Origin of the sequence: Paenibacillus lignilyticus (genome assembly GCF_017942085.1) — a bacterium.
GTDB classification, from domain to species: Bacteria; Bacillota; Bacilli; order Paenibacillales; family Paenibacillaceae; genus Paenibacillus_Z; species Paenibacillus_Z lignilyticus.
In genome coordinates this window covers 16,291-39,209 of sequence record NZ_JAGKSP010000010.1, presented here as the reverse complement: position 1 = coordinate 39,209, position 22,919 = coordinate 16,291, and the positions used below count along the sequence as shown (strand labels likewise).

At 51.5% G+C, this 22,919-nt stretch carries 22 protein-coding genes; 4 read left to right on the top strand and 18 right to left on the bottom strand.

What is annotated here, in order from left to right:
• Nucleotides 1-39: 39 nt before the first annotated feature.
• Nucleotides 40-435 carry a hypothetical protein gene (locus I8J30_RS21620; RefSeq protein WP_210661630.1) on the bottom strand — a complete coding sequence of 132 codons (396 nt, stop codon included), beginning with the start codon at nucleotides 433-435 and terminating at the stop codon, nucleotides 40-42.
• 283 nt (nucleotides 436-718) lie between these two features.
• On the opposite strand from I8J30_RS21620, the gene I8J30_RS21615 reads away from it, so the two are divergent.
• The 3 genes from I8J30_RS21615 (at nucleotide 719) to I8J30_RS21605 (ending at nucleotide 4,131) form a co-directional block, all read left to right on the top strand.
• Complete coding sequence (locus I8J30_RS21615) at nucleotides 719-1,720, top strand: Gfo/Idh/MocA family protein (RefSeq protein ID WP_210661628.1); 1,002 nt, start codon at nucleotides 719-721, stop codon at nucleotides 1,718-1,720.
• A gap of 1 nt (nucleotide 1,721) precedes the next feature.
• Nucleotides 1,722-2,717 carry a Gfo/Idh/MocA family protein gene (locus I8J30_RS21610; RefSeq protein WP_210661626.1) on the top strand — a complete coding sequence of 332 codons (996 nt, stop codon included), beginning with the start codon at nucleotides 1,722-1,724 and terminating at the stop codon, nucleotides 2,715-2,717.
• Nucleotides 2,718-3,093: 376 nt separating this feature from the next.
• Nucleotides 3,094-4,131 (top strand): CapA family protein, encoded by a 1,038-nt coding sequence (locus tag I8J30_RS21605; protein ID WP_210661624.1) that lies wholly within the window; start codon nucleotides 3,094-3,096, stop codon nucleotides 4,129-4,131.
• A gap of 79 nt (nucleotides 4,132-4,210) precedes the next feature.
• On the opposite strand, the gene kynB is transcribed toward I8J30_RS21605, so the two are convergent.
• Genes kynB through kynU form a run of 3 tightly spaced genes read right to left on the bottom strand, consistent with a single transcriptional unit; the run spans nucleotide 4,211 to nucleotide 7,024 of the window.
• A complete protein-coding gene (gene kynB, locus I8J30_RS21600; RefSeq protein WP_210661622.1) occupies nucleotides 4,211-4,831 on the bottom strand; it encodes an arylformamidase in 621 nt (206 codons plus the stop codon).
• A gap of 30 nt (nucleotides 4,832-4,861) precedes the next feature.
• The gene (kynA, locus tag I8J30_RS21595) at nucleotides 4,862-5,713 is read right to left on the bottom strand and encodes a tryptophan 2,3-dioxygenase (RefSeq protein WP_210661620.1); all 852 of its coding nucleotides are present in this window, start codon (nucleotides 5,711-5,713) and stop codon (nucleotides 4,862-4,864) included.
• Between the two features lie 24 nt (nucleotides 5,714-5,737).
• Nucleotides 5,738-7,024, bottom strand: a complete 1,287-nt coding sequence (gene kynU / locus I8J30_RS21590; RefSeq protein WP_210661618.1) for a kynureninase — start codon at nucleotides 7,022-7,024, stop codon at nucleotides 5,738-5,740.
• 179 nt (nucleotides 7,025-7,203) lie between these two features.
• Here kynU and I8J30_RS21585 point away from each other — a divergent pair, with 179 nt between their 5' ends.
• On the top strand, nucleotides 7,204-7,818 hold the full coding sequence (locus tag I8J30_RS21585; RefSeq protein WP_210661616.1) for a TetR/AcrR family transcriptional regulator: 615 nt from the start codon (nucleotides 7,204-7,206) through the stop codon (nucleotides 7,816-7,818).
• Nucleotides 7,819-7,886: 68 nt separating this feature from the next.
• Here the strand turns inward: I8J30_RS21585 and I8J30_RS21580 are convergent, their stop codons facing one another.
• The 14 genes from I8J30_RS21580 to I8J30_RS21515 form a co-directional block, all read right to left on the bottom strand.
• Nucleotides 7,887-9,581 (bottom strand): S-layer homology domain-containing protein, encoded by a 1,695-nt coding sequence (locus I8J30_RS21580; protein WP_210661615.1) that lies wholly within the window; start codon nucleotides 9,579-9,581, stop codon nucleotides 7,887-7,889.
• 62 nt (nucleotides 9,582-9,643) lie between these two features.
• Entirely contained in the window at nucleotides 9,644-10,804 is a 1,161-nt protein-coding gene (locus I8J30_RS21575) for an S-layer homology domain-containing protein (RefSeq protein WP_210661614.1), read from the bottom strand.
• 191 nt (nucleotides 10,805-10,995) lie between these two features.
• Nucleotides 10,996-12,753 carry a methyl-accepting chemotaxis protein gene (locus I8J30_RS21570; RefSeq protein ID WP_210661613.1) on the bottom strand — a complete coding sequence of 586 codons (1,758 nt, stop codon included), beginning with the start codon at nucleotides 12,751-12,753 and terminating at the stop codon, nucleotides 10,996-10,998.
• 147 nt (nucleotides 12,754-12,900) lie between these two features.
• On the bottom strand, nucleotides 12,901-13,746 hold the full coding sequence (locus I8J30_RS21565) for an SDR family oxidoreductase (RefSeq protein ID WP_210661612.1): 846 nt from the start codon (nucleotides 13,744-13,746) through the stop codon (nucleotides 12,901-12,903).
• 99 nt (nucleotides 13,747-13,845) lie between these two features.
• Nucleotides 13,846-15,849: a glutaminase family protein gene (locus I8J30_RS21560; RefSeq protein WP_210661611.1), complete on the bottom strand. Its 2,004-nt coding sequence runs from the start codon at nucleotides 15,847-15,849 to the stop codon at nucleotides 13,846-13,848.
• A 199-nt stretch (nucleotides 15,850-16,048) separates the two neighbouring features.
• Nucleotides 16,049-16,285 (bottom strand): cold-shock protein, encoded by a 237-nt coding sequence (locus I8J30_RS21555; protein WP_210661610.1) that lies wholly within the window; start codon nucleotides 16,283-16,285, stop codon nucleotides 16,049-16,051.
• A 183-nt stretch (nucleotides 16,286-16,468) separates the two neighbouring features.
• Nucleotides 16,469-16,696: a MerR family transcriptional regulator gene (locus I8J30_RS21550; RefSeq protein WP_091224597.1), complete on the bottom strand. Its 228-nt coding sequence runs from the start codon at nucleotides 16,694-16,696 to the stop codon at nucleotides 16,469-16,471.
• 108 nt (nucleotides 16,697-16,804) lie between these two features.
• Nucleotides 16,805-17,413, bottom strand: coding sequence for a glycerol-3-phosphate acyltransferase (locus I8J30_RS21545; protein WP_240548270.1), 609 nt, complete (start codon nucleotides 17,411-17,413; stop codon nucleotides 16,805-16,807).
• A complete protein-coding gene (locus I8J30_RS21540; RefSeq protein WP_210661609.1) occupies nucleotides 17,410-18,513 on the bottom strand; it encodes a glycosyltransferase family 2 protein in 1,104 nt (367 codons plus the stop codon). The genes I8J30_RS21545 and I8J30_RS21540 overlap by 4 nt, the downstream gene beginning before the upstream one ends.
• 204 nt (nucleotides 18,514-18,717) lie before the next feature.
• A complete protein-coding gene (locus tag I8J30_RS21535) occupies nucleotides 18,718-19,092 on the bottom strand; it encodes a PH domain-containing protein (protein WP_210661608.1) in 375 nt (124 codons plus the stop codon).
• A 79-nt stretch (nucleotides 19,093-19,171) separates the two neighbouring features.
• Complete coding sequence (locus tag I8J30_RS21530; protein WP_338044913.1) at nucleotides 19,172-19,849, bottom strand: FadR/GntR family transcriptional regulator; 678 nt, start codon at nucleotides 19,847-19,849, stop codon at nucleotides 19,172-19,174.
• Between the two features lie 45 nt (nucleotides 19,850-19,894).
• On the bottom strand, nucleotides 19,895-21,070 hold the full coding sequence (locus I8J30_RS21525; RefSeq protein ID WP_210661607.1) for a trans-sulfuration enzyme family protein: 1,176 nt from the start codon (nucleotides 21,068-21,070) through the stop codon (nucleotides 19,895-19,897).
• Nucleotides 21,071-21,102: 32 nt separating this feature from the next.
• On the bottom strand, nucleotides 21,103-21,930 hold the full coding sequence (locus I8J30_RS21520) for a carbohydrate ABC transporter permease (protein WP_210661606.1): 828 nt from the start codon (nucleotides 21,928-21,930) through the stop codon (nucleotides 21,103-21,105).
• A gap of 1 nt (nucleotide 21,931) precedes the next feature.
• Nucleotides 21,932-22,861, bottom strand: coding sequence for a carbohydrate ABC transporter permease (locus tag I8J30_RS21515; protein WP_210661605.1), 930 nt, complete (start codon nucleotides 22,859-22,861; stop codon nucleotides 21,932-21,934).
• Nucleotides 22,862-22,919: the final 58 nt, after the last annotated feature.

Genomic DNA, 22,919 nt, shown 5'->3' with positions numbered 1-22,919 from the left:
AGATGAATGCTGCGGCGACCGGAAGTCGCCGCAAACCAATCATCTTCTATGTTTCGATAAGAAAACATGCTCTCTCTTCTGAACGGCTTTCTCCCGATCCTGCATGATGTCATCTTTCAGTTTCGAGACACATTTCGCGCAGAGCTTTCCTTGGCGCGTAGGCTCTGAACAAAGATCGCACGCATCGGATAAGTTCGGATAATCGAATAGTTTAAGCTTGCCCTTGCGGATATACGAGCGAATCTGCTGCACAGGAACAGAAGCCTGTTCAGCTAATTGCTCATTGGTAAGCTGGCGGTTGCGCCTTAACACTTGCTCAATCGAAGTAATTTGTCCATCTTCCTCGGTTGTGCAGGCTGCGCATAAATTACGCAGATTCTTCTGAAATACTCTTCCGCAGTTGGGGCAATGTGCCACGTTTAGTTCTACAGCCATATCATAACCTCGCTAGTCATGGTTCTTATGAACTAATGATAGCATGGAGCATGGAAAAATTCACTAGATTTCATAGCAGAGATTGTGAGGAAGACAAATTGCAATATTTCACTCGAATACCGGAAATTCATTCACTTAAGCGATTGGAGTAGCTCCGAGCTGCCCGCGGATCACTCGGATCGGTTGTTCCCGTTCCATTGCCCCTATCCAATGGGCTGAACTTCGTCTAAAATGACAGTGAACCAACTCGGACTACCATTATTTTGAAAAGGAGCGCATGTTCATGAAAGTCGTAGTATTGGGTTGCGGCACAATGGGATACGTACACGCCGCCGCATTCAGCCGGATGCCCGGCGTCACGCTCGTCGCTGTGTGCGATATTGACGGAGAACGCGCGGAACGCGTCGCTTCTTCTCTTGAAACAGCTTACTATACCTCGTTCGAGGAAATGATGGACGCCGTCGATGCGGACGTCGTCTCGGTTGCTTTGCCTACTCCTTTCCACAAGGAATACGTGCTGAAGGTCGCTGCACTAGGCAAACATGTCATCTGTGAGAAACCGATCGCGCCTGCAGCCGAGGATGCGGATGAGATGATCGCGGCTTGCCGTGCGAAAGGCGTTCGCTTGTTTGTTGGTCATGTCGTTCGTTTCTTCCCTGAATACGTGGATCTGAGTAAGCGTATCGGGTCCGGAGCCATCGGTACCGTCGGCGTCGCTCATGCGAAACGGATCGGTTCCCATCCCGGCGAACACTCGCCTTGGTATGCGGATAAAGAAGCAAGCGGCGGCGTTATCATGGATCTCATGATTCACGATATCGACTACATGCGATCCCTCTTCGGAGATGTGAAATCGGTTTATGCCCTAAACCGGACAGAGCCTTCCGTTGATTATGCGCTTGTTACTCTGCGGTTTCACAATCATTCCGCTATCGTCCATCTTGAAGCTCATTGGGGATATCCGGGCGCATTCACGACAGCCGTGGATTTCGCCGGCACTTCGGGTGTTCTCCAATACGACAGCAGCGCTACCAAGTCGCTGCAAGTCCGCCGCACGGAAGCGGCAGCTGCCGAGAAATCGGTACAGGTGCCGCAAAGCCCTTCCTATCGCGATCCGTATTTTATCGAGCTGGCTCACTTTATCGACTGCATTCGCAGTGGAGCTGAACCGATCGTATCGGCTGAAGATGCGAAGAAAGCCGTTGAGGTTGCACGGGCTGCCATGGAATCGGCTACTACCGGACAATTGATCCGCCTACAATCGACTACCGGGGAGGCACGCTAATATGACGACGACCAGATCCATCTCGGTTGGCTTGCTTAGCTTTGCCCATGGTCATGCCCACAGCTACACAGGTGAGCTGCTCCGTCGCTCCGACGTGACCATCGCCGGTTTCTGGGACGATAATCAAGACCGCGCGAACGCAATCGCGGCGCAATATGGCTTCCGCCATTATGAATCCTTGCAGGAGCTGCTCGCTGCCAGCATCGATGCCGTCATTATTTGCTCGGAGAACGCGAAGCATGCCGATCTGACGCTTGCCGCTGCAACTGCTAAGAAACATGTTATGTGCGAGAAACCGCTCGGCATCTCCGTGGAGGAGATGGAGCTTATGATTCAAGCTTGCGCCGTGAACGGCGTTCAGCTTATGACGGCCTTCCCTTGCCGGTACATCCCCGCTGTCGTGGAAGCGAAGAAATCGATCGACCGCGGCGATATCGGAGAGATCGTGGCCATCAAGGGAACGAACCGCGGCTCTATGCCGGGCGATTGGTTCGTTGTGCCATCCGCTTCCGGCGGCGGCGCTGTGCTCGACCATACGGTGCATGTCATGGACCTGATGAACTGGTTCGTGCAGTCCGATGTCGTCGATGTATATGCGGAAGCGGCTACCCTGTTCCATCCGGAGCTTGAAGTCGAAGATGCCGGCATGGTGCATGTCCGCTTCGGCAATGGCGTCATTGCATCGCTGGACCCAAGCTGGTCCCGCTCCCGCTCGTTCCCGACATGGGGCGACGTCACGATGGAGATCATCGGTACGAAAGGGGTCATCAGCATCGATTCCTTTGCGCAGAAGAACGACCTGTACAGCAATAAAGAATCGAAAGCGCAATGGTTATACTGGGGCGACGATATGGACGCAGGTCTCGTGGACGCCTTCATCAGCGCGATTCACAGCGGCTCTGCCGTGCCGATCACCGGTGAAGACGGCTTGAAATCCGCCAGAGTCGCGCTTGCTGCATTGGAATCGGCGAGACTCGAAGCGCCGGTTAAGCTTTAGTTTCAGTAGAATAGACGAACCCACAGTCCCTTCTGAGCTGCCCCCCATTGTTAGATCGTGTCTAACGTGGAAGCGGTTCAGATACGGCTGTGGGTTTTTGGCTTGGCATTCCAACCTTTAGCCGCGTACAGCAGCTGCTCCTTACGCTCGTTGGCCACCGCGCTTTTCGCGGGGTTGTGTCGCTCCCCAGCAACTCATCCGCAGCCGTGGCGCGCTAACGAATCCTACAGGTCTTATTTATGCGAAAACTGCTGCTTATTTTAACCGCTTCATTTCGCCCAAATAAGACCGGTGTGGTTCGTTACAGCGAATACCCACATACCATGACAATGAGCACCACCTATGCTGTAAACGCGGAAAGGATGCGAAGCCTCCTATGGAATTTAAGCTCGCTGCTGTCGGTGATATTTTGATGATTGGGCCGATTCTGCGGTCTGCCAAACAGCAGGGGGATCGCTATGCATTCGAGCCCCTATTCCAGAAGGTTGCCCCTTACCTTAAGCAAGCGGACCTGGTCATCGGCAATCTGGAAACGCCGCTCGCCGGCAGAGAGACTGCCTATACGCGAGCGAATGCGACCACGGGCTTCTCCATGTTCAACTGTCCGGATGAGCTCGCTCCGGCCCTCAGGTCCGCAGGGTTCGGCGTCTTAACGACGGCCAACAACCACTGCATGGACCGCGGCAAGAAGGGGCTGATCCGAACCCTTCAAGTACTAAACGACAACGGCCTGGCACATACCGGCACCTACGCTTCCGACCCCGGAGCCGACAACCATATCATCGTCGAAGTGAAAGGCCTGAAAGTCGGCATCGCCAACTATTCCAAAGGAACCAACAACATTGCCCTGCCCGCCGGCGAAGCATGGCGGGTAAACACCGTTACTCCCGCCACCTACGGCAAAATAGCCGCACATATCCGCAGACTCGCGGAGCAGGTCGATGTCGTCATCGTCTGCCTGCATATCGGCAAAGAATGCCGCCATGTGCCGCTCAAGCAATCGCGTGAACTCGTGAACCTGCTGCTCGCAAACGGCGCGCATATCATACTCGGCCACCACCCGCACGTTCTTCAGCCGGCTTTTCATACCAAAGACGATAAATTCGCCATTTACTCGCTTGGCAACTTCGCCTCCACGCGCCTCTATAAGAACGCAGCCACCAAATGCGGCGCCATAGCCCAACTAACCGTAGTCAAAGACGATAGCGGCAAGGTGCGCGTGAAAGAAGTTACCTACGTCCCAACATGGGCAACCAAAATAGCAACGCCAAGCGGCATGAGCTATCGGGTGCTCCCGATCCCTCAGACCCTAAAGCAGCCAGAGCCCGGTCAACCCGCGGCCGATCGGCAGTTAATGCGCAAAGTGTGGAAGCAAATGTCCCCGCTGCTCGTTGAGAAGCACACCCTGCTCTAGTAGATCCGTCGGCTAATAAAGAAACCGCACCCCCAGCGGGATGCGGTTTCTTGTTCCTTCATCACAACACAATTAACGATTATCGCCTAAGCACCGCACGAACCGGACTCCCATCCGCCTCAGTCAATGGCAGTGGCAGTGCGATTAGTTCATAATCCCCCGGTTCCACATGGTCTAGGACAAGCCCTTCCAGAATGTGAATGCCATACCCGGCGAGCTCATGGTGAGCGGGTAATTCTTTGCTGTCCAGCGGATCGACGGATGGCAAATCCAGACCGATCAGCCGCACGCCGTAACCCGCAAGATAAGCAGCGAGCTCCGGTTCAATAGGCGGAATGGACTGCGGGAACACATGCCTGTCCTTCCATGCATCCGTTCGGATCAACAGCCTCGTGACCCCATCCAGTTGGACGCCGGTCAGTTCCTGCACGCCGATCGATCCAGGATTCGGCAAATGGATAACTCGCGCCTGACCCATGTACAGATCAAGGTCAAGATCGCTGACCCGCTTACCCTCGTTGTCAAAGTGAAACGGCGCATCAACATGCGTCCCCGTATGAATGCTCATAACGATCCGACCCACGTTGACGGAGCCGCTCTCTTCTTTACTCCAGCTCACTTTGTAGGAGAAGGGGGTGTCCCCCGGCCAAGTGGCAACTTTCTCATCCAGCGGCTGCGAAATATCTATCCAGTTGCTCATATCGTCGTCCATCCCTTCCTGCGTACAACCTTACAGCTTGGTGCGCATGCTCCACAGCTCAGGGAAGAACTGCTGATCCAGCGCCCGCTTCAAATAATTCACGCCCGACGAACCGCCGGTTCCCATCTTATTGCCGATAATCCGTTCCACGGTGGTCATATGGTTAAATCGCCAGAACTGCTGCTGGCTGCCGATATCGACGAGCTTCTCTGCCAGCTCATAGAGATCCCAATATTGATCGACATCGCGGTAAACGGTCAGCCATGCCTCTTCCACACTGGCATTCGGCTGGTAGCTTTGCGACCAATCCCGATCCAGCGCCTCTTGATCAATCGGCAAGCCGCGAGCTGCGAGCGCCCCAATCGCCGCATCATAGAGGCCGGGCTCGTTCAATGCCTGCAGCATCTGCGTGTATAGCTCCGTTTGATGCTTGAACACGGACAAGGTATGCACGTTTTTATTCCCCATCGCGAATTCGATCAACCGATTCTGATGCGATTGGAAACCGGAGGATGAACCAAGCGCATCTCGGAAACCCATATATTCAGCCGGCGTCAGCGTTGAGAGCACGCTCCAGGACTGGATCAATTGCTGCTGAATTCTGGACACGCGCGCCAGCATTTTGAAGGACGGCTCCAGATCGTTATTGCGGATGGATAGCGTAGCCGCCTGCACTTCATGCAAGATGAGCTTCATCCACAGCTCGCTCGCCTGATGAATGATGATAAACAGCATTTCGTCATGGTGGTCCGAGCATCTATGCTGGCTTTCCAGAATTTTATCAAGATGAAGATAGTCCCCGTAGGACATCGATTTGGAGAAATCGGTTTGAATATCCTTCTCCAGCTTCCCGCTGCCGTGCTGCTCTTCATGGTTGTTCATGGTGTAAGCCCCTCTCAATGTTCGTTAAGCAACGACTTCGCGTTCATTCTTAAACTGCTCATATTCCTTGTCGGCCATAATTTTCTTCAGCTTCTGAACGACTTCCCATACCTCGGTATAGGAGTTATAGAGGGCGACCGGCGCAAGCCGAATAATATTAGGTGCCCGGAAATCCGGAATGATGCCGTTATGCTTCAATGACTTGCAGACCCGTGCTGCTTCCGGATGCTCCAAGCTGACATGACCGCCACGCCGAACATCGTCGCGCGGGCTGCCGATATAGAATCCGAATTCGCCCAGCTCATGTTCGATGAGGTCGATTAAATATTGATTAATATGAAGCGACTTCTGCCGAATATTCGCAATGCCCGCTTCCGCGAAGATCTCCAGCGCGCCAAGCAGCGGCGCTAAACTTAATACATGGGGCGTTCCGATCTGATAAGCCCCTGCCGATTCCGCAGGCGTTAACGTATGCTCCATATCGAACTGTTTGTCTTTTCTTGAGCCGAACCAGCCCGCCAAGCCGGGGTTCTTCCCGAAATGCTTCCGGTTTACGTAGAGTCCTCCGACGCTGCCCGGCCCCCCGCCAAGATGCTTATAATTGCACCAGTAAGCAAAATCAACATCCCACTCGCTGAACGAATGCGGAATCGCTCCGACCGAGTGGCAGCCGTCAAACCCGATGAGAATGCCGCGCTTATGAGCTTCCTCCGTCAAGCGCTTCATATCCAGAATCTGTCCGCTGCGGTAGAGAACCGTCGGCAGTACGATCAGCGCAATATCATCGGTCATAGCCGCGATAATATCCTCCTCTTCCAAGAAGCGGCCATCGCGGCTTTTCACTCGAATCAGATGCGTATCCGGGTCATAACCGCGACTACGAAGCTGACTTTGAAGCGCGTAAATATCGGAAGGGAACGTTAATTCATCCGCCAATATCTTGCTGCGCTCCCCTTGCGGCTCATAAAACGTAGCGACCAGCTGATGCAGGTTTACCGTCGTCGAACCGGTGACGATCACTTCCTCCGGGGATGCGCCGACCAGTCCCGCGCTCATCTCGCCCAGCTTCTCCGATAAGGTGAACCAAGGATGAGTGCCTTGCATCCAGCCGTCAATCCCGTGCTCTCTCCAGTCGGCAAGCGATTCCAGCAGCGTACGCTCTGCCCGCTTCGACAGAAGCCCCAAAGAATTTCCATCCATATAAATCGAATCAGGCTTCACGTAGAACTCTTCGCGAAACCGGGAAAGGTTATCTAATGCATCTAATTGTTTAGCGTAATCTAGCGTGGGTTGAAACGAATTTGTTTCCATAGCCGCTCCCTCGTTTATCACAAAATAATCGTTTGATGAGGTGATCATACCAACCAATATGACATCATGTCAATATGTTCAAATTGGTCAGCAACCGCGCTGCGTTGACGTCTGAACGAACCTTTCATTTTCCAGCCGTTTCTTATATTCTAGAAGGGTATGGACGGAGGGGGAGAACGATGGCCACAGAGAGAACGACAGATAAACGACATTTGCGCTCCGCACTGACAAGGCAGAAGCTGTTAGTTGCCGCCAAGCAGGTGTTTCTGGAGGAAGGTTTCCAGAAAGCGACCATTTCGCAGATGATTGTTGCCGCCAAAATCGGATATGGAACAGCTTATGTTCATTTTCAGGGAAAAGAAGATTTGTTAAGCGTGTTAATGGAGAATGTTATGGAGCAATTTTATGAGATTGCCGCCATTTCCTTCGTTCCGGCCACGAGAGATGAAGCGGTTCACACGATACGCAAACAAACACTCGCTTTTCTCAAAATGGCCGAGGCAGAGCGTCATATGATGCAAGTTTTCGAGCAAGCGATCGGCATCTCATCCGTCATCTCCGACAAGTGGAAGGGCATCCGCGAGAAGTTTATTGGGCGGATTTCCAGCGATATCGCCTATTCGCAGTCACATGGACTGGCACGAACCGACCTTAACCACCTGCTCATCGCACGCGGCTGGTTCTATACGAATGAAATGTACCTGTGGGAAATCGTTCGGGACGAGCACCAAAGCTCCGTCGAAGAGATTGCGGTCAACATCACCGATCTGTATACGGCAGGTCTCTATCTTTAATAAGTGTCAGCTAAAATAAAACCGGCCTCTGCATCTACTGCAGAGGCCGGTTTCTATTGTTATTACTCTTAATTGCCTGCTTGCACAATAATGCCGGACTGGTCGCCATTCACGACAATAGCCAAAGTAGCTGCAGGCTTACTTGCATTGCCTATTACAACCGTATAGCTGCCCGGTGCGATATCGGTCAGCTTAAACTCGCCGTCCGCATCCGTTCCCGGCCAATAACTGCCGTCATTGCTGGACGTGATCAGTCGTACGGGCAAATCCGCAAGCGGGTTCCCGCCGGCATCTACTGCAGTACCTCTTAATGTGTATGTCGGCACAGATAAGCGGAGCGCTATTTTGCTCAAATTTGAGCCTTTCACCGTGATCTTATTCGAGGTTTGCAGCTTGTAGCCGGAATAGTGAAACATAATCTTATAGGATCCGTTTGGAATTTGATTGAACGTATAAATACCGGCCTCGCGATCGGCATTCGTGACCGGATAATCACGATCTTCGCCACGCAGATAAACCCCTGTATTGACGGCTTCCCCATTCACGTCCACCACTTGCACCGAAACGGAGTAACCTGAACCATCGTCAGGCAACTGCACAGGTTCGGTATTATCAGCATTGTCGTTATCGTCCAGTTCCACCTTGTCTTCCGTATCGTCCGACTTATTGTCATTGCCGAACTGATAAGCCCGCCATAACATAGCCGCTGCCTGCGCACGGGTAACCGGCTGCTGCGGGCGGAAAGTTTCGTCGGGAAACCCGGATGCAATGCCTGTCTCAATCGCAATCGCCACTGCATCCCTTGCGAACTTGGAGATGCCGTTAAAGTCTTTAAACATGGCCTGTATGATGCTTTGATCAGGCATATGTGTCTTGTCATAACCTTTCAGCTTAACCAGCGCCGTCGTGATATCCTCTCTCAGTGCAGGTGAATTTGGTTTAAACACCACTTTCCCGCTGGAGAGCTTATACCCGTTTAAGTATTGCTTCGATGCTTCAACGAATGGCGTCTCCCAATCGGAAGGCTGAAGGTCGGCGAAAGTGGATTTGGTCACCTTCTTCGCCTTCACACCGGAAGCCAGCATCATGATCTTGGCAAACTCTGCTCTCGTCACGATTTTCTCCGGCCTGAACTTGCCATCGGGATAACCGCCCAATACGCCGCGTTTCGCCAGATCTTCAATTGCAGTCAATGCCCAATAGTTATTGGCGACATCTTTGAAGGTCGAGCTTATGGGCTGATCATAATTGGGATCAATATCATTGCCGTAGTCGAGCGAATTGCCCGGAGTGGTAGGCGTCGGATTGCTTGGTGTGCTCGATGCGCCTTTTACCACGACAACGCCGGGCTCAACATGCCATACATACTCGGTGCTGATGGATGGTGCGATGAGCTGGTAAGGAACACCGTCAGGTATTGGGCTGTGTTCATCCACAAGGAACTCAAAGCCCGTGTCTGCCGGATCTCCAAAACCGCCAACGAGTTTAGCGGGCACATCCGGATAGCCTTCAGCCCTTAGAATAAAGTCCGTTCCCGCTTTATCGATAAACACCATATCCGAGCCATTAATATGCTCGCGCGTGGAAACGATAAAGTCGAACGACATGTCTTGAATCGGCTTGATGATTCTAGGATCACCTTTCCACAGCGTTCTGTAGATATGAACATCACGGAGCTGGCTTTCCGCCGCCGATGCGGAATAAGCCGGAATAAGCAAAGCAATAATGACGATTAACAGCAGCAGCTTGGATAAACCCCTCATGATCTATGCCCCTTTACATGAAAATGAACGGTGTCCCCCTGCCTAAGAGGACACTATCTCGCTTAAGATGGAAATTCTACGATTTCAACTGTTTCGCCATCGACCATATCGACGACTTCTTCGTCATCGCCGCTCTCTTCTTTGTTCTCATCACCATATTGATACGCTCTCCAGAGCATGGCCGCTGCTTGCGCGCGCGTTACTGGCTGCTGTGCACGGAACGTCTCATCCGGGAAGCCGGAAACGAGGTTGTTCTCAATCGCCAATGCAACATAGTCTTTGGCATAGGAGGAAATGGAATTGTAATCCTTGAACATCGCTTGAATAATTGTGCGATCAGGCAGCTTCGTCTTGTTGTAGCCTTTGAGCTTCACGATCGCTACAGCAACATCTTCACGTGTTGCCGGTGCATCTGGCTTAAACACAAGTTTACCGCTGGACAGTTTATACCCGCTCAAGTACGATTTAGCAGCCTCTACGAAAGGTGCTTCCCAATCCGTCGCTTTAATGTCGGAGAAGCTTGTTTTGGTTACTTTCGCAGGAGTTAGTCCGGCGGCCAGTACCATGATTTTTGCAAACTCAGCACGTGTAACCACTTTATCCGGTCTAAATTTGCCATCCGGATAGCCGCTGATGACGTTTCTTGTATTCAAATCCAGAATGGCGCTGAACGCCCAATATTGATTCGTAATATCCGTGAACTGTGATCCGCCGACGCTGTTGTAATTCGGATCGATGTCATTGCCGTAGTTATTCGGATTGGATGGCAGGGATGGCTGGGTTGGTTGCGTCTGTTCTTCGTTAAGCACGTTAACTTTGGTTTCATTGTAGGCGAGCGGGTTACGGTTATCGTCGTAAAGAATTGTCAGCGCGTAATAGGTACCTCCGTTCGCAAAGCTGCTATTATAGCCGCTTGCGGAATACGGTTCAGGCAAACCTACGTAGGCTGCTACACCCACTTCATTAACAGCAAATGGAGCATTGGAGGATTGAACGGTGATATGCGTAAATAATTGTGCTTGCTCAGGCAGCTCTGCCCGGTTAATGATGGTTTTAAAGCTCTTTACGCCCGGAATATGCTTGAGGCCGGACGTAATCTGGACGGCACTGCTCGCTGCCGTTTCTTCTGCATAGCTGTAGTTATTAAGACTCGTCGATGCCAGAACAACAATTAACGCAACACATAACAATGATTTCAGTGCAAGATTCCTTACGCGATTCATCCTCATAAACCCTTCCATAACGGCTAATGCCCCTCTCGTGTTGGCAAATCTATCTACTAGCGTTATACCATAAATCACCATGTAAGAGTAGGAAAAAATAGGATAAAGTGCCTAGTGTTAATGCTGCTTTCTTCCCAACATTCGACACGGAATAAAAAACCACATCCGCTCCCGGATGTGGTCTTCTTCTCTTATAGTTTAAACTTCTCAATCGCTTCTTCAAGGCCGGAGCTTCGCAGCTTCAGCTGCTCCGTTGTAACGGCAATTCGCTTGGTCGCTGCCAGCTGGTCAGCAGACATCCGCTGAATCAACGCGGTATTGTCCGCAGCGGTGTTCGAGATCTGCGAGATTTGCTCTACCGATGCCGCAACCTCTTCCGAACCGGCCAATACCTCCTGGGCCGCAGCGGAAATCTCCTGAATCTGACTGTTCACCAGATGGAACCGATCGACCGTCTGATCGAACATCATTTCCACATAACCGGAGAGTTCCGTGCTCCGGCTCATCTCTTCGCTGCCTTCCATCATTTGCTTGCCGATATGAGCAGACTCCTGAGCAATTTGCTCTAGAAGCGAAGTAATATGATTCGCGGACAGTAACGATGCTTCTGCCAGCTTCCGTACTTCACCGGCTACAATGGCAAAGCCGGAGCCATGCTCGCCGGCTCTTGCCGCCTCGATGGAGGCATTCAGCGCCAACAGCTTCGTTTGATCCGCAATGCTTGAGATGGAAGCCAGTACCGGCTCCATTTCGTGCATAAACGCATTCAGCGCTAAGACGGATTCGTTCGTCTGTCTGGCTACATCGGAGATGGAAACCACTTGCGCTCTTAATTGGTGAATGGATTTGCGGCCTTGCTCCGCGGAATCAAGCGCATCTACAGAGGCGCTCGACACTTGGGAGGAAGCCTCCGAAACGCGCTGAATCGCGTACGTAATATCCTCCATCGACTTGGCGCTTTCCTCTGCTCCGATCCGCTGATGCTGCGCGCCATCCGCCAATAGCGTAATGGATAGCTCCAGCTGCTCGTTCAAGTCGACCAGTTGACCCGCCTCCGAGCCAAACTGATCCGTGGAATGAATGAGATCCTGCGTCGTGACCTGCATATCCCGTACTACATTGCCGAGGGTCACGCCGAGTCTGTCGCTCATTTTGTTCATCGCCGCGAACGCTTGTCCGATTTCATCCGTCGCGTTCACTCGCGTCGTGCCGAGATGGCCTTTCGCGGCAGCAAAGTCTCCTCCGGCCATCGCTTCCGCCCCTCTTACGACAATTCTTAACGGCCGCAGCGCGCGGGACAGGAACACGGTTATGAATATAAACACAAGCAGAAGCACAATGCCCATGATAACAAATAACGGCGTACTGGATTTCAATACTTCCTTATAGATGGTCGTGGATACCGAGATATCCGTATCGATCCCCACGGCGCCAATAATCGTGCCTGATTCATTGCGAAGCGGCGCGTAGGCTGAAATATAGGTACCATAATCGGGATTACGAATAACGCCGGATTTGGCCGCTTTGCCCTCTAATACCAACGCTATCGCATCCTTCGGCATATCCGTCACTTCGCCGATAGGAGAGGCATCCTCATCATCTCTGGGCTGGCCATCGACCAGAATGATCGGCTCTCCTTTATCGTTAATTTGAATCGTGTATACGTACAAAGCGCCGATCCGCTGGCGATAGTCATTCATGGTATCCCGAATTTGCCAATAGAGATCGTTCTCCTTAGCATCTTGCGCATAGGTTTCATATTGCTTGACATCGAATTGACCCGCGTAAGCCTCAGCCGTGTGCATGCCAAAGCTGCCAATGGCTTCTTCGCTTGCTTTCCTCGTATTCTGGACTTGCAAGTAGATTAAAGAGGTAGACAGGATGACGAGAGCAGCCAAAATAAGAACAGATAACTTCACTGCCAGCCGGCTTCTAATGCTTAAGAACATGATACGTATACTCCTCCTGCAGACCTATGTAATTGCTTACATTCTAGTCTACCACAATTTTCCGGCCAAAACTCCCTAAAATATCCCACAAAACAACAAAAAACGACCTCGCAAGGTCGTTTCACAGTCTCTGGTAGGCTTTCCGCCTCAATCTTCGATTCCAAGCTGCAGCTTACGTATCCCGCGCACGCCGTCCAGTCCGGTAGGATCGTTCTGCGTCTTATAATGGGCAAACTGCTCCGCACGCTCGGAGGTTCGGATACGCAGCGGCTTCTCTTCCATGGCGACCAATTCCCACATCACTTCCGCAACGGCATCGGCGCTTTGGGGCTCTGCGTTTCGGCTTAAGAACGACTTCGTATATTGGTCGATGATCGGCTTATACTCATCCTCCGGAATGCCGCCTGTACTTGCGACATGCCCCAGAACGGATTGGGTGAAATTCGTGGCGATCGCGCCCGGCTCAAGCAGCGTCACATCAATATTGAAGAAAGGCTTGTAGTAGGTGGCCAAGCTCTCGAACAAGCCTTCTATCGCAAACTTGCTCGCGCAATAGATTTCATTCATCGGTTGACCCACCAATCCGCCCACGCTGGACGTCGCAATAATATGCCCGTGGCCGGCCTTCTGCATCATGGGCAGCGCCGCTTGAATCGTATGCATGACACCGAACACATTCGTATCAAAGATATGCTCGATTTCCTGCATTGGCGCTTGTCCCAGCGCGCGCAAATAGCCGATGCCCGCATTGCAGAACAACACATCGAGCTGCTTCTGCTCCCGTTTGATCTCGTCGACCACGGTACGGATAGCATCCGGATCCGTAACCTCCATTTCCCGAAAATGAAGATTGTCATAACGTGCATACTGCTCCTGATCGCGCTCCAGCTGCCTCGTACCTGCATATACGATCCAACCGTTTTGAGCAAACTTAAGCGCGGTTGCCAGACCAATGCCTGCCGAAGCGCCTGTTATAAGTATGGTTTTGCTCATCGTTATGGTTTCACCCCTATGTTGGCTGATTGTCGTTGAATAAATAGAGAGAGGGAGCCACCCGGGCTCCCTCAACCAATATTCCCTTATATCCGCAACTTAAGCCTTCATGATCCCTTTGTCCTTCAGCACCCGCATGAAGATGCCGCCCACTACGCTGCGATGCTGGAAGTTAAGCGCTCTTGCCGTCAACGTGTCCGTCCAGTCGGAGAACATCACGCGGTCCGCCGTGTCGTTCAGCATTTGCCAGATCGGTTCGACCAACGCGGTGAAAGTCGCTTGTTCGTCAGCCAATGCCGCTGACCATACAAGCCAATCCGATTTCGTATAAGTTGCCCGGCTGTCCAGCGGCGTACCGTACTTGTTGCTTTGTTTCGAATACCACGCAACTTCTTTCTGAATCATCGCTTTATCAAACAGCTCCGTGCCGAACAATTGATCCCAGATCAAATTGTATTTCAAGCTCCAGCTGCCCTCTTGCCCGAAAGCAAGCTTCGTGTGATCGCCGTCATCCGCGAGCGCTCCCCATTGATCCGCCATTTCCTTGGCTGCATTGCGGTAGCGAGCTGCCTCATCGGCTTTGTTCTGCAGCTTCTTCAGAATCGAGAAGCTCGCGACGCCCATGATCGCTTTTACCGACAGGTTCGCATTACGGGCCAGATGGCCGGCAAAATCATCCGTGCACAGCTGATTCTCCGGATCTAAACCATGCTCCAGCAAGTACTCTGCCCATTCCGTGAAAACGTCCATTTGGCTGAAGATATAATCTTGGTTACCGCCGGCCAAACAAACCGCTGCAGCCATGACCAGCATGTTGCCGCATTCCTCAACGGGCATTTGTCCTTCTCTGGCGTTCTCGCTGTACACCTGGCCGTTGCCGATCGGATACTGTCCAATATCATGCGGCGCGAATTCGAACGGCCACGCATCGCTTCGGGTGTATTTCATGATTGGACGAATCATCGCCTCAACCAGTGCCGGGCTGTAGAGCAGGAACAACGGAACGGAAGGGTAGCTCACGTCTACGGTCGCCATGCAGCCGTTGCTGTAGCACTCTTTGGACAGGAACAGCAGCTCTCCGTCCGTATCGGTTACCAGCTTGTGCGCCGCAATCGCCTGACGGTAAGAAAGCGCCAGAAGATCCGCGTATTTCGATCCGCCCGACTGGACTCCGTCGGCCACAATTTCCTGATCGAATGCAGCGCAGCGCTCGATTAACTCGTCGTATTCAGCAAAGGCGGCCGCAATCATAGCGTCGGTGCTTAGGCCGTTTCTCTTCCAGTACGCCTGCAGCTGATCCCCGAAATAAGTAACGGCGTACACATCGTCATAAGCCAATACGGCCAGCTCGGATACCGGCGACGCGCCAACCTCACCCAGATCATAAACAAGTGCCATGACCGGATTTCCTTCCGCAACCACTTGGGGTGAAGCAGCCGGTTCACTCGTTAATTTCTCGTTGCGAACGAAGAGCTTGCGCAAATTCGCCGAATGCAGATAAGCATGCGTGTGCTCCGACTTCCGAGCGGTTAAATAGAAGTGACCCCAATCGATGCGATGATCGTCACCGGAACGATTCATATAGTCTTGCTTCTCATGACTGATCTTCATCACAAGCAATTCATTGTTATCGGTAAGCTCCGAAACGACGGCTTGCGAAGTCTGATCCACGCACCATTCGCCCGTAACATCAAAGTACACGCTCACATCGTGCCCGCGTCCATCAAGGGATTTCACCTCGAACGCCGCATAGGATGCCGGTCTCGACAGCACATCCAAATCCGTCAGCAGCAGCGGCGTCGTGAAGCGAACCGTCAATGCGATGCCGGCTGCCTCGAAGGTATAGATCGTGCTGAGCGGCGTCACTTTAAGGCCGGTTTGCGTAAGTGCCGGCGGCTCCGTATAATAACGCTCGGCTCTCGGCTCTACGCGGCCTGCGAAGCGGTAGGGCACCCCGTCAACTCGAATAAGCCCTGTCATCGCATGTCGTTGCCCCGTCCAATGGCGGGTGAAATCATCGGTTAAACGGTCAGTTGTTGACCATACGCTGAAATAAGGATCTACCGTAACCAAAGGTACTGCGGCTGGACGAATCGGATTCATGTTGGAACATCCTCTCCTTGATATGTATATGAAAATCATAATGTATATATAAAACATAATATATATACGTATTTTTGTATATAGGGAAATGGAAACCGGGCAAAGAAAAATCCACAACCCCTTAGGTTGTGGATTTAAGTTCGAGCTAGTTCGTCTTCGATAATTGCATTTGCCGGTATTTCTCGTCCGGCTCCCATCATTACGGCTTGGGCGTTACATTCTTCAATGCTGTCTTCAGCTCGGAGCTGGAGTTATGTAGAATGGGGAGATCTTTCATACTGTTAATCATCGGAGACTTACATTGCGCGCATGTCGGAACTTCCTCAAACGAGTAGCTGTTCCTCATCCAACCATTGCAGCCTTCCTTCGTACATGACCAAATGGCTGTCAGTTCATTCGGCAAATCCTCAATGGGTCTTTTCCGTGAAAAATACATGAGCAAGTCATCCCCTTCGTTAGCCTTCATAAAAAAAGTCACATACCGAAGCAGGCAACATCGCACCTTTTCAGTATGTGACATTAAGTCTCATATCCAATACGTGAATCAAACTATACCACACTATCGCTTAATTAGCGAAAGAAACCTTTTCATGGAGCCTATATAGTGACCGGTTCAATCTTATTTCTGCGCGACTATTTCATCGATTTCGCTCTTGAGGAGCAAGTAGCGATGAACGCTCCGCATGATCGGAACCTTGGTTAGTTTATGTTTCTCTACGTAAACCTTCATATGATCCTTGGAGAGGCCCAGCAAACTGCCGGCTTCCGTAACCGTTAATACAACTTCGTTGCTCGTTGCATTGAACGTTTCCTTCACTTTTAAATTCCAGTCGTTAAACCCCTGCATATAAGGTAACCTCACGTTTCTGTTTCATCCAATATTTCATTATACCACGAAATCGGACTTATTCCTAAACCAGAAACAGGAAATGAAAGGCGATGCGCAGCCGGGCAATCAGTCCGATCGTTTGAGAACGACAACGCGCAGCTCTCTTCGATGGGAATACACCAACAAGAGAAAATTGATCATGCCGAGCAGAAGGACTGCGCCGGAATACCTCGCAATGAAAAGGAAGATTACCAGCAACAGCATGCCAAGCACGACCTGAAAGGCATCCGCTTCCGAGGTGGACGGCTTTCCTCTGCTTAGCAGTCGGCCGGACAATAGCAGCACTGCCAGAATAATGGCATAAGCAAGCGACGCCGCGAAGCCCGTCAGCCCGCTCCAGACGCCGAATGAAACGGCAATCGCCTTGCCTCCCCGCAAGCGCAAGAAAGGCGAGAAGATGTGGCCGAGAATCGCCGCGACAGCCGGAAGAATGATCCCCGCGCCTGTCACCGCGTTAGTCTGTACAAGCCAGAATAACGGGATGTACCCTTTCAGAAAATCAAGCGCGATTCCCGTCAAACCGTACGTATAACCAGCCGCTCTCCACAGATTCAGCGCTCCGGGGTTGCCATCGCCATGCTCTTTTAAATTATGCTTTGCCATCAAGCCAAGCCAATAAGAGAACATCAGCGATCCGGATAGGTAAGATAGGGCCGTCCATAGAATGATCATCATTTTCTCCGAGCTCCGACATCAATGCTGCGACCTTTCCAAGCCACTCGTCCAAAGAAAACAACCTGATAAACGGAATACAGCATGATCATCAGAAAAAATACCGTGCTCAAGAAATGAACGGCCGGCAGCCACTTGCCGAATCGGCCTGTATAGTGGATAAAATAATAAATTTGCACGGTATAAAGAACGTACCCCAGCGCAAGCGGGATTCCCCACGAGGTGCCAAGAAAGAACGGGGTCGCCTCCACCAAAATCAATCCAATCAACCACACCGCCACGAGCAGCGTAGTACGCAAACTGAGCTTGCTTGTACTGAGCACAGCCCCTTTGCTGAAGCCTTCGATCTCGCTGCGTATGCCGCCGGGATACATGCGGAAGGATACCTTATCGTATCCGATGTAGTTCATGACGGGAATGCCCGCTTCCATAAACTTAGCGCCCAGATTCAAGTCATCCAGCAGCTCACCTTTTACTGCCTCATGTCCTTGCACCTTGTCATAATGCGTTCTGGTCGTGAGGATACAGGACCCGTATAACCCTTTTGTCGCATTCGTCCGTTCCATAGGTGATGTAAAAGCAAACAAGCCCAAGAGGTTCGGAATCATCGCTAATTTCTCATAGAGCTTCTCCGCCTGGTGATACGGTACGACCGAGATCGTCCCGCCAACCTGCTCTCGCGCCGCAATGAGCGCTTGAAGCGCACCCGGTGCGAGCCGGACATCGGCATCCAGGAAGGCGATCAACTCGCCGGTGCTCTGCAAGTAACCGTTCCAGACGGCCCAGTTCTTACCTGTCCATCCCAAGGGCAGCTCGGGGCTCGCAATGACTTTGACTCCGTAACTCTCGGCAATCGCTTTCGTCTGATCCTCGGAATGATCGTCCACGACGATGATTTCGATTTTTTCTAAAGTCTGGGCTCGAAGCGAACGCAGCAGATGCGGCAAATTGCCCTCTTCATTCCTTGCCGGGATAATGACGGACAGCTTCCGCTGCTGCAAGGGGGGATTATTAGGAAGATCGACGGGAATCGTATTTCTGCGGAACAAAATCAACCCCGCAGCACACGCACCCATCAGCACAGCAATAATCAGCATCCCCATTCCATTACCCCCCAGGACTTGGTTTATGGCTATAAGTAGAATATATGGCATCGATGTATGGATCTATGAACTTATTTCGGGCAACCCCAACCAATCCCTTTTTTCGCATCGCTACGAATTCAATAATCACGGGCAGCTTGCGAAACATAACAAAGAGAGCACCCGATCCGGCACTCCCTCCTGTCACAGCCAAATGCGATACGTTTAGTCTTTCAACAGCGCGTTCGCGATTAACATATCAAACTTGCGAATATCTACGCCCTTTTGCAGCTTCACTTTGATATGGCCCGCCCGTGTCCACAGCTCCACTTCCGCATTGATGTCGAGGAACCCGCCGGCGTTCTCCGTGGACCACATATTAATCGAGGAATAAGGGAGCGAGTAGATTTCGATCTTCTTGCCTGTGAGACCCTGCACATCTCTGACAATCAACCTTTTGTTGGTGAAAATAGCGGTGTCGCGGAAGGTTTTGTAAGCCGTAACCGCTATTTCTCCCGTCACAAGCAGTGCATGGACATCCTGCGGTATCGGACACTCCGATACCAAGGTCCACTCTAGAATGCTTGGAGTAGCTGCCATCTGCTTCGCCCCCTAATCATGACTTTACTTCTGTTCCACATCACCTTTGATTTGAGCTTTCCCACTCATCGCTTTCACATCAATAAGCTTTAATAATATTCTCGATGCAATCCATAAGCTTGTTGAATTCAACCAGCGCCTGCTCCGGGTCATGAACCGCGATCGCAGCGAACATGGTGTGATGGAACTCGTATGTTTCGTCGAACAACTTTTGCTCGCCCAGCGGTTCATTGAAGAACTTCTCGTACAGGGCAGATATGGACTCCAGCACGCTGGCCAATATCGGATTGGACGCCGCACTCATAACGCCCCGGTGGAACGCCAAGTCGATTTGCGAGGTCGGTTTCCCCAATTCCTTCAGCCGGCTGTATTCATTCAAACAGGCCGTCAGCTCATCAATTTGAGCCTGCGTAATTCGTTTAGCTGCCAATTCCACCGCTTTGCCTTCCAGAGCCCGACGCACATCTAATATCGAAAGCAGAAATCGCTTCTCATTTTCGATTTTGATTTTACCTGCAAAACGATAAGTGCCCACATCGCGAACATAGATCCCCTTTCCGTTGGCGACGGTGAGGACATCAAGCGCTTCCAGATAGCGCAGCGCTTCGCGGAGTGAAGAGCGGCCGACGCCGAACATCTGCGCCATAGCCTCGGCCGAGGGAAGCTTATCTCCTTCTTGAAGCCCTTTCTCTTCAATATAATTTTGAATCTCCTGCGAAACCAGCTCAGGCATCAATTGCCGTTGGATCTTAGCCACATCGAATCCCTCCTCGCATATACGAATCCTATCCCGTTAATGCTGCTATAGCTGTAAATCGCAAACCTGCGCCCAGGTCTGATCCAAGTCGCGGATCAAATCGTCGGCGCTCTCCAATCCGATATGCAAACGGATCAGGCTGCGAGCCTCTGCCGCACAACCGGCGAAGGCCGGATTGACGGTGACAAGCGATTCGAAGCCGCCCCAGCTGACTCCGATTTTGAACAGCTTCAGCTGTCCCGCCCATTGCCGCATCTTCTCCGGCGACTCGGCAGATTCGAACGAGAACAATCCGCTCGTGCCATTCATTTGCTTCATTCCCAGCTCATATTGCGGATAGGCAGGCAGCGCGGGATGATTGACTCGCAGCACGTAAGGCTGACTCGCCAAATGAGCCGCAACCTTCAATGCGCTGCGCTCATGCCGCTCCATCCGAAGCGGCAGCGTACGCAAGCAGCGGGTGATCAGGGCAGCCGTATGCGCCGTCATGATGCCGCCAAGCAGCATATATTCATCCTCCGCAATCCGACTGACAAGCCGCGCCGATCCGAGCACAACACCGGCAACGCTGTCGCTTTGCCCGGATATGTACTTTGTAACGGAGTGCACGACAAGGTCGATACCAAACTCCAATGGATTCTGGAAAACAGGGGTAGCCCAGGAATTATCCATAATCGTTACGATGCCGTGGCTGCGGGCCAGCTCCGCGCAGGCCGTAAGGTCCTGCAGCTGGAACAGCATCGAGGTTGGGCTTTCCAAATAGATCAGCTTCGTTTCCGGGCGAAGCGCTGCACGAATGTTATCCGGCGAGCTTCCGTCCACCAGCGTAGATTCAATGCCGAAGCGCATCAAGTACTGCGTCACGAAAGCTCGTGTCGGTCCGTATGCCTGATCCACGCAAACGATGTGGTCGCCGGTCTTTACCGCCGAGAGGATCGCGGCCGAAATCGCAGCCATCCCCGATGCGAAGCACTTTGCCATTTCCGCATGTTCCAGTTCGGCTAATTTGTCCTCTAAATACCGCACGGTCGGGTTATTCCCTCGTGAGTAAACATGATGGGTCTGTGAATGCTTCGCAGCCTCTTGAAATTTTTCGTACGACTCAAAGGCGAATAGACTTGTTTGATAGATCGGCATATTGATCGATCCGTGATGTCGTTCATCGACGGCATCATGTGCCGTCAAGGTGTATTGCCATTCCCGGTCTTTCTTCTCGGACATCCGTTACACGCCTCCTTCCATCACTCGGATCGTTATCCCTTAACAGCCCCCTGCGTCAAACCTTCGACGATAAAGCGCTGCGCAACGGCGAACAAAACAATGGTCGGCATGACGGACAGCACGGTCCCGGCCGACATCGCGCCCCAATCCACATCGAACTTCATGACGAATGAATTCATGGCCACAGGCAGCGTCTTCAACGATTCGTCATCGATAAACAGGACCGCCATAAACAATTCGTTCCAGTTCTGCACAAAGGCAAAAATAAAGGTTGCCGCAATCCCATTGAGCATGACCGGCATAATGACGCGTATCAGTGCCGATAATCGAGAGCAGCCGTCAATCATCGCAGCCTCTTCCAGACTGGATGGAATCCGTTCGAAAAACCCTTTAAGCAATATGGTAGAAAAGGGGATCAAGCCGACGGTATACATCAAAATGAGCGAAGATCGCGTATTAATTAAATCCAAACGTGACATTAACAAGTACAGCGGGGCAAGCGCCACGAAGCCGGGAAGCATCTGTGTCAGAAAGAAACCCAGCATGATATGTTTGTGGCTGCGAAATTTGAAACGGGCCAGCACGTATGCGCTCAGAATCGCAATGCAGACAACAACCGCGGCTGCACTTAGGGAAATCAGCATGCTGTTGGCAATGTAGATGTGAAACTTGGAAATTTTAATAATGTTGATGTAGTTTTGAAAGCTCAAATGATCAGGCCAGTATTTCAACGGGAAGGAGAAGATTTCTTTCTGCGGCTTCAGGGATGTGATCACAATCCAATAGAGCGGAAACACCATCACCATTAAATAGATCGTCAAGAAGACGACCTTCAACCCTTTCGACAGGAGCCGCTTCATATTAAAAGTCCCCCATTTTCTCAGATCTCGTCACGGTTAGATAGAAGATCGTATAGAGCATGAGAATGCCGATCATGAGGATGCCGATTGCGGAAGCTGCACCATAATCGCCGCCGTACATGATTTTATCCAGCATCAGGGAGGACAAAATATGCGTGGAGCCGGCCGGTCCACCGTTCGTCAGCCCATAAATAATCGATGGATCATTGAAAATCCAAATTGCGCGCAGCAGCGTAGTCGTAATAACAGTCGGCATAATATAAGGCATTGTAATGTTTATCAGCTTGCGCGCACCATTAGCACCGTCCATACTTCCCGCTTCGTAGAGCTCTGAAGGCACGGATTGCAGAGCGGCCAGCAGCATGATTGCAAAAAAGGCGATGCCATACCATATATTCGCAACAATGACCGAAGTCATCGCCCAATTCGGATCCGACAAGAAGCCGATACGCTCATGAATGATTCCGGTTCGGAGCAGCAAGTCGTTGATGACCCCAATCTGTGAGTTGAACATCCATTTCCAAATTAGGCCAATCAGAAATCCGGACAATGCCCATGGATAAAAAACAAACCCTTGAAAAATTCCCCGTCCACGGAACCGTTTGTTCAATAGCAGCGCGACGGTTAAACCGATCGTAAATTGTAAAATAAGGGAGATGAACACCCAATAGATGCTGTTAATCGAGGCATGTTTAAATTTAGCGTCTTCAAACATATGCTTGAAGTTGTCAAAGCCGATGAAATGAACGTTGGTCAGATCGAAGAGCTGATAGTTTTGAAACGCCATCACAATACCGCGGAGGAAAGGGTAGTAGGTAAAAACAAGCATTAGGACCACTGTGGGTAACAAACTGAAAAAGATGAAGCCACGCGGCGAATTGCGGTAGCTTGCCTGCACTCGCCCGATGATGGAAGGCTGATCATCTTTCATGAATCGCACCACCTTTTAAGAGTTAAGTGGTAACGATGGGTGACCGCTCGTCACCCAT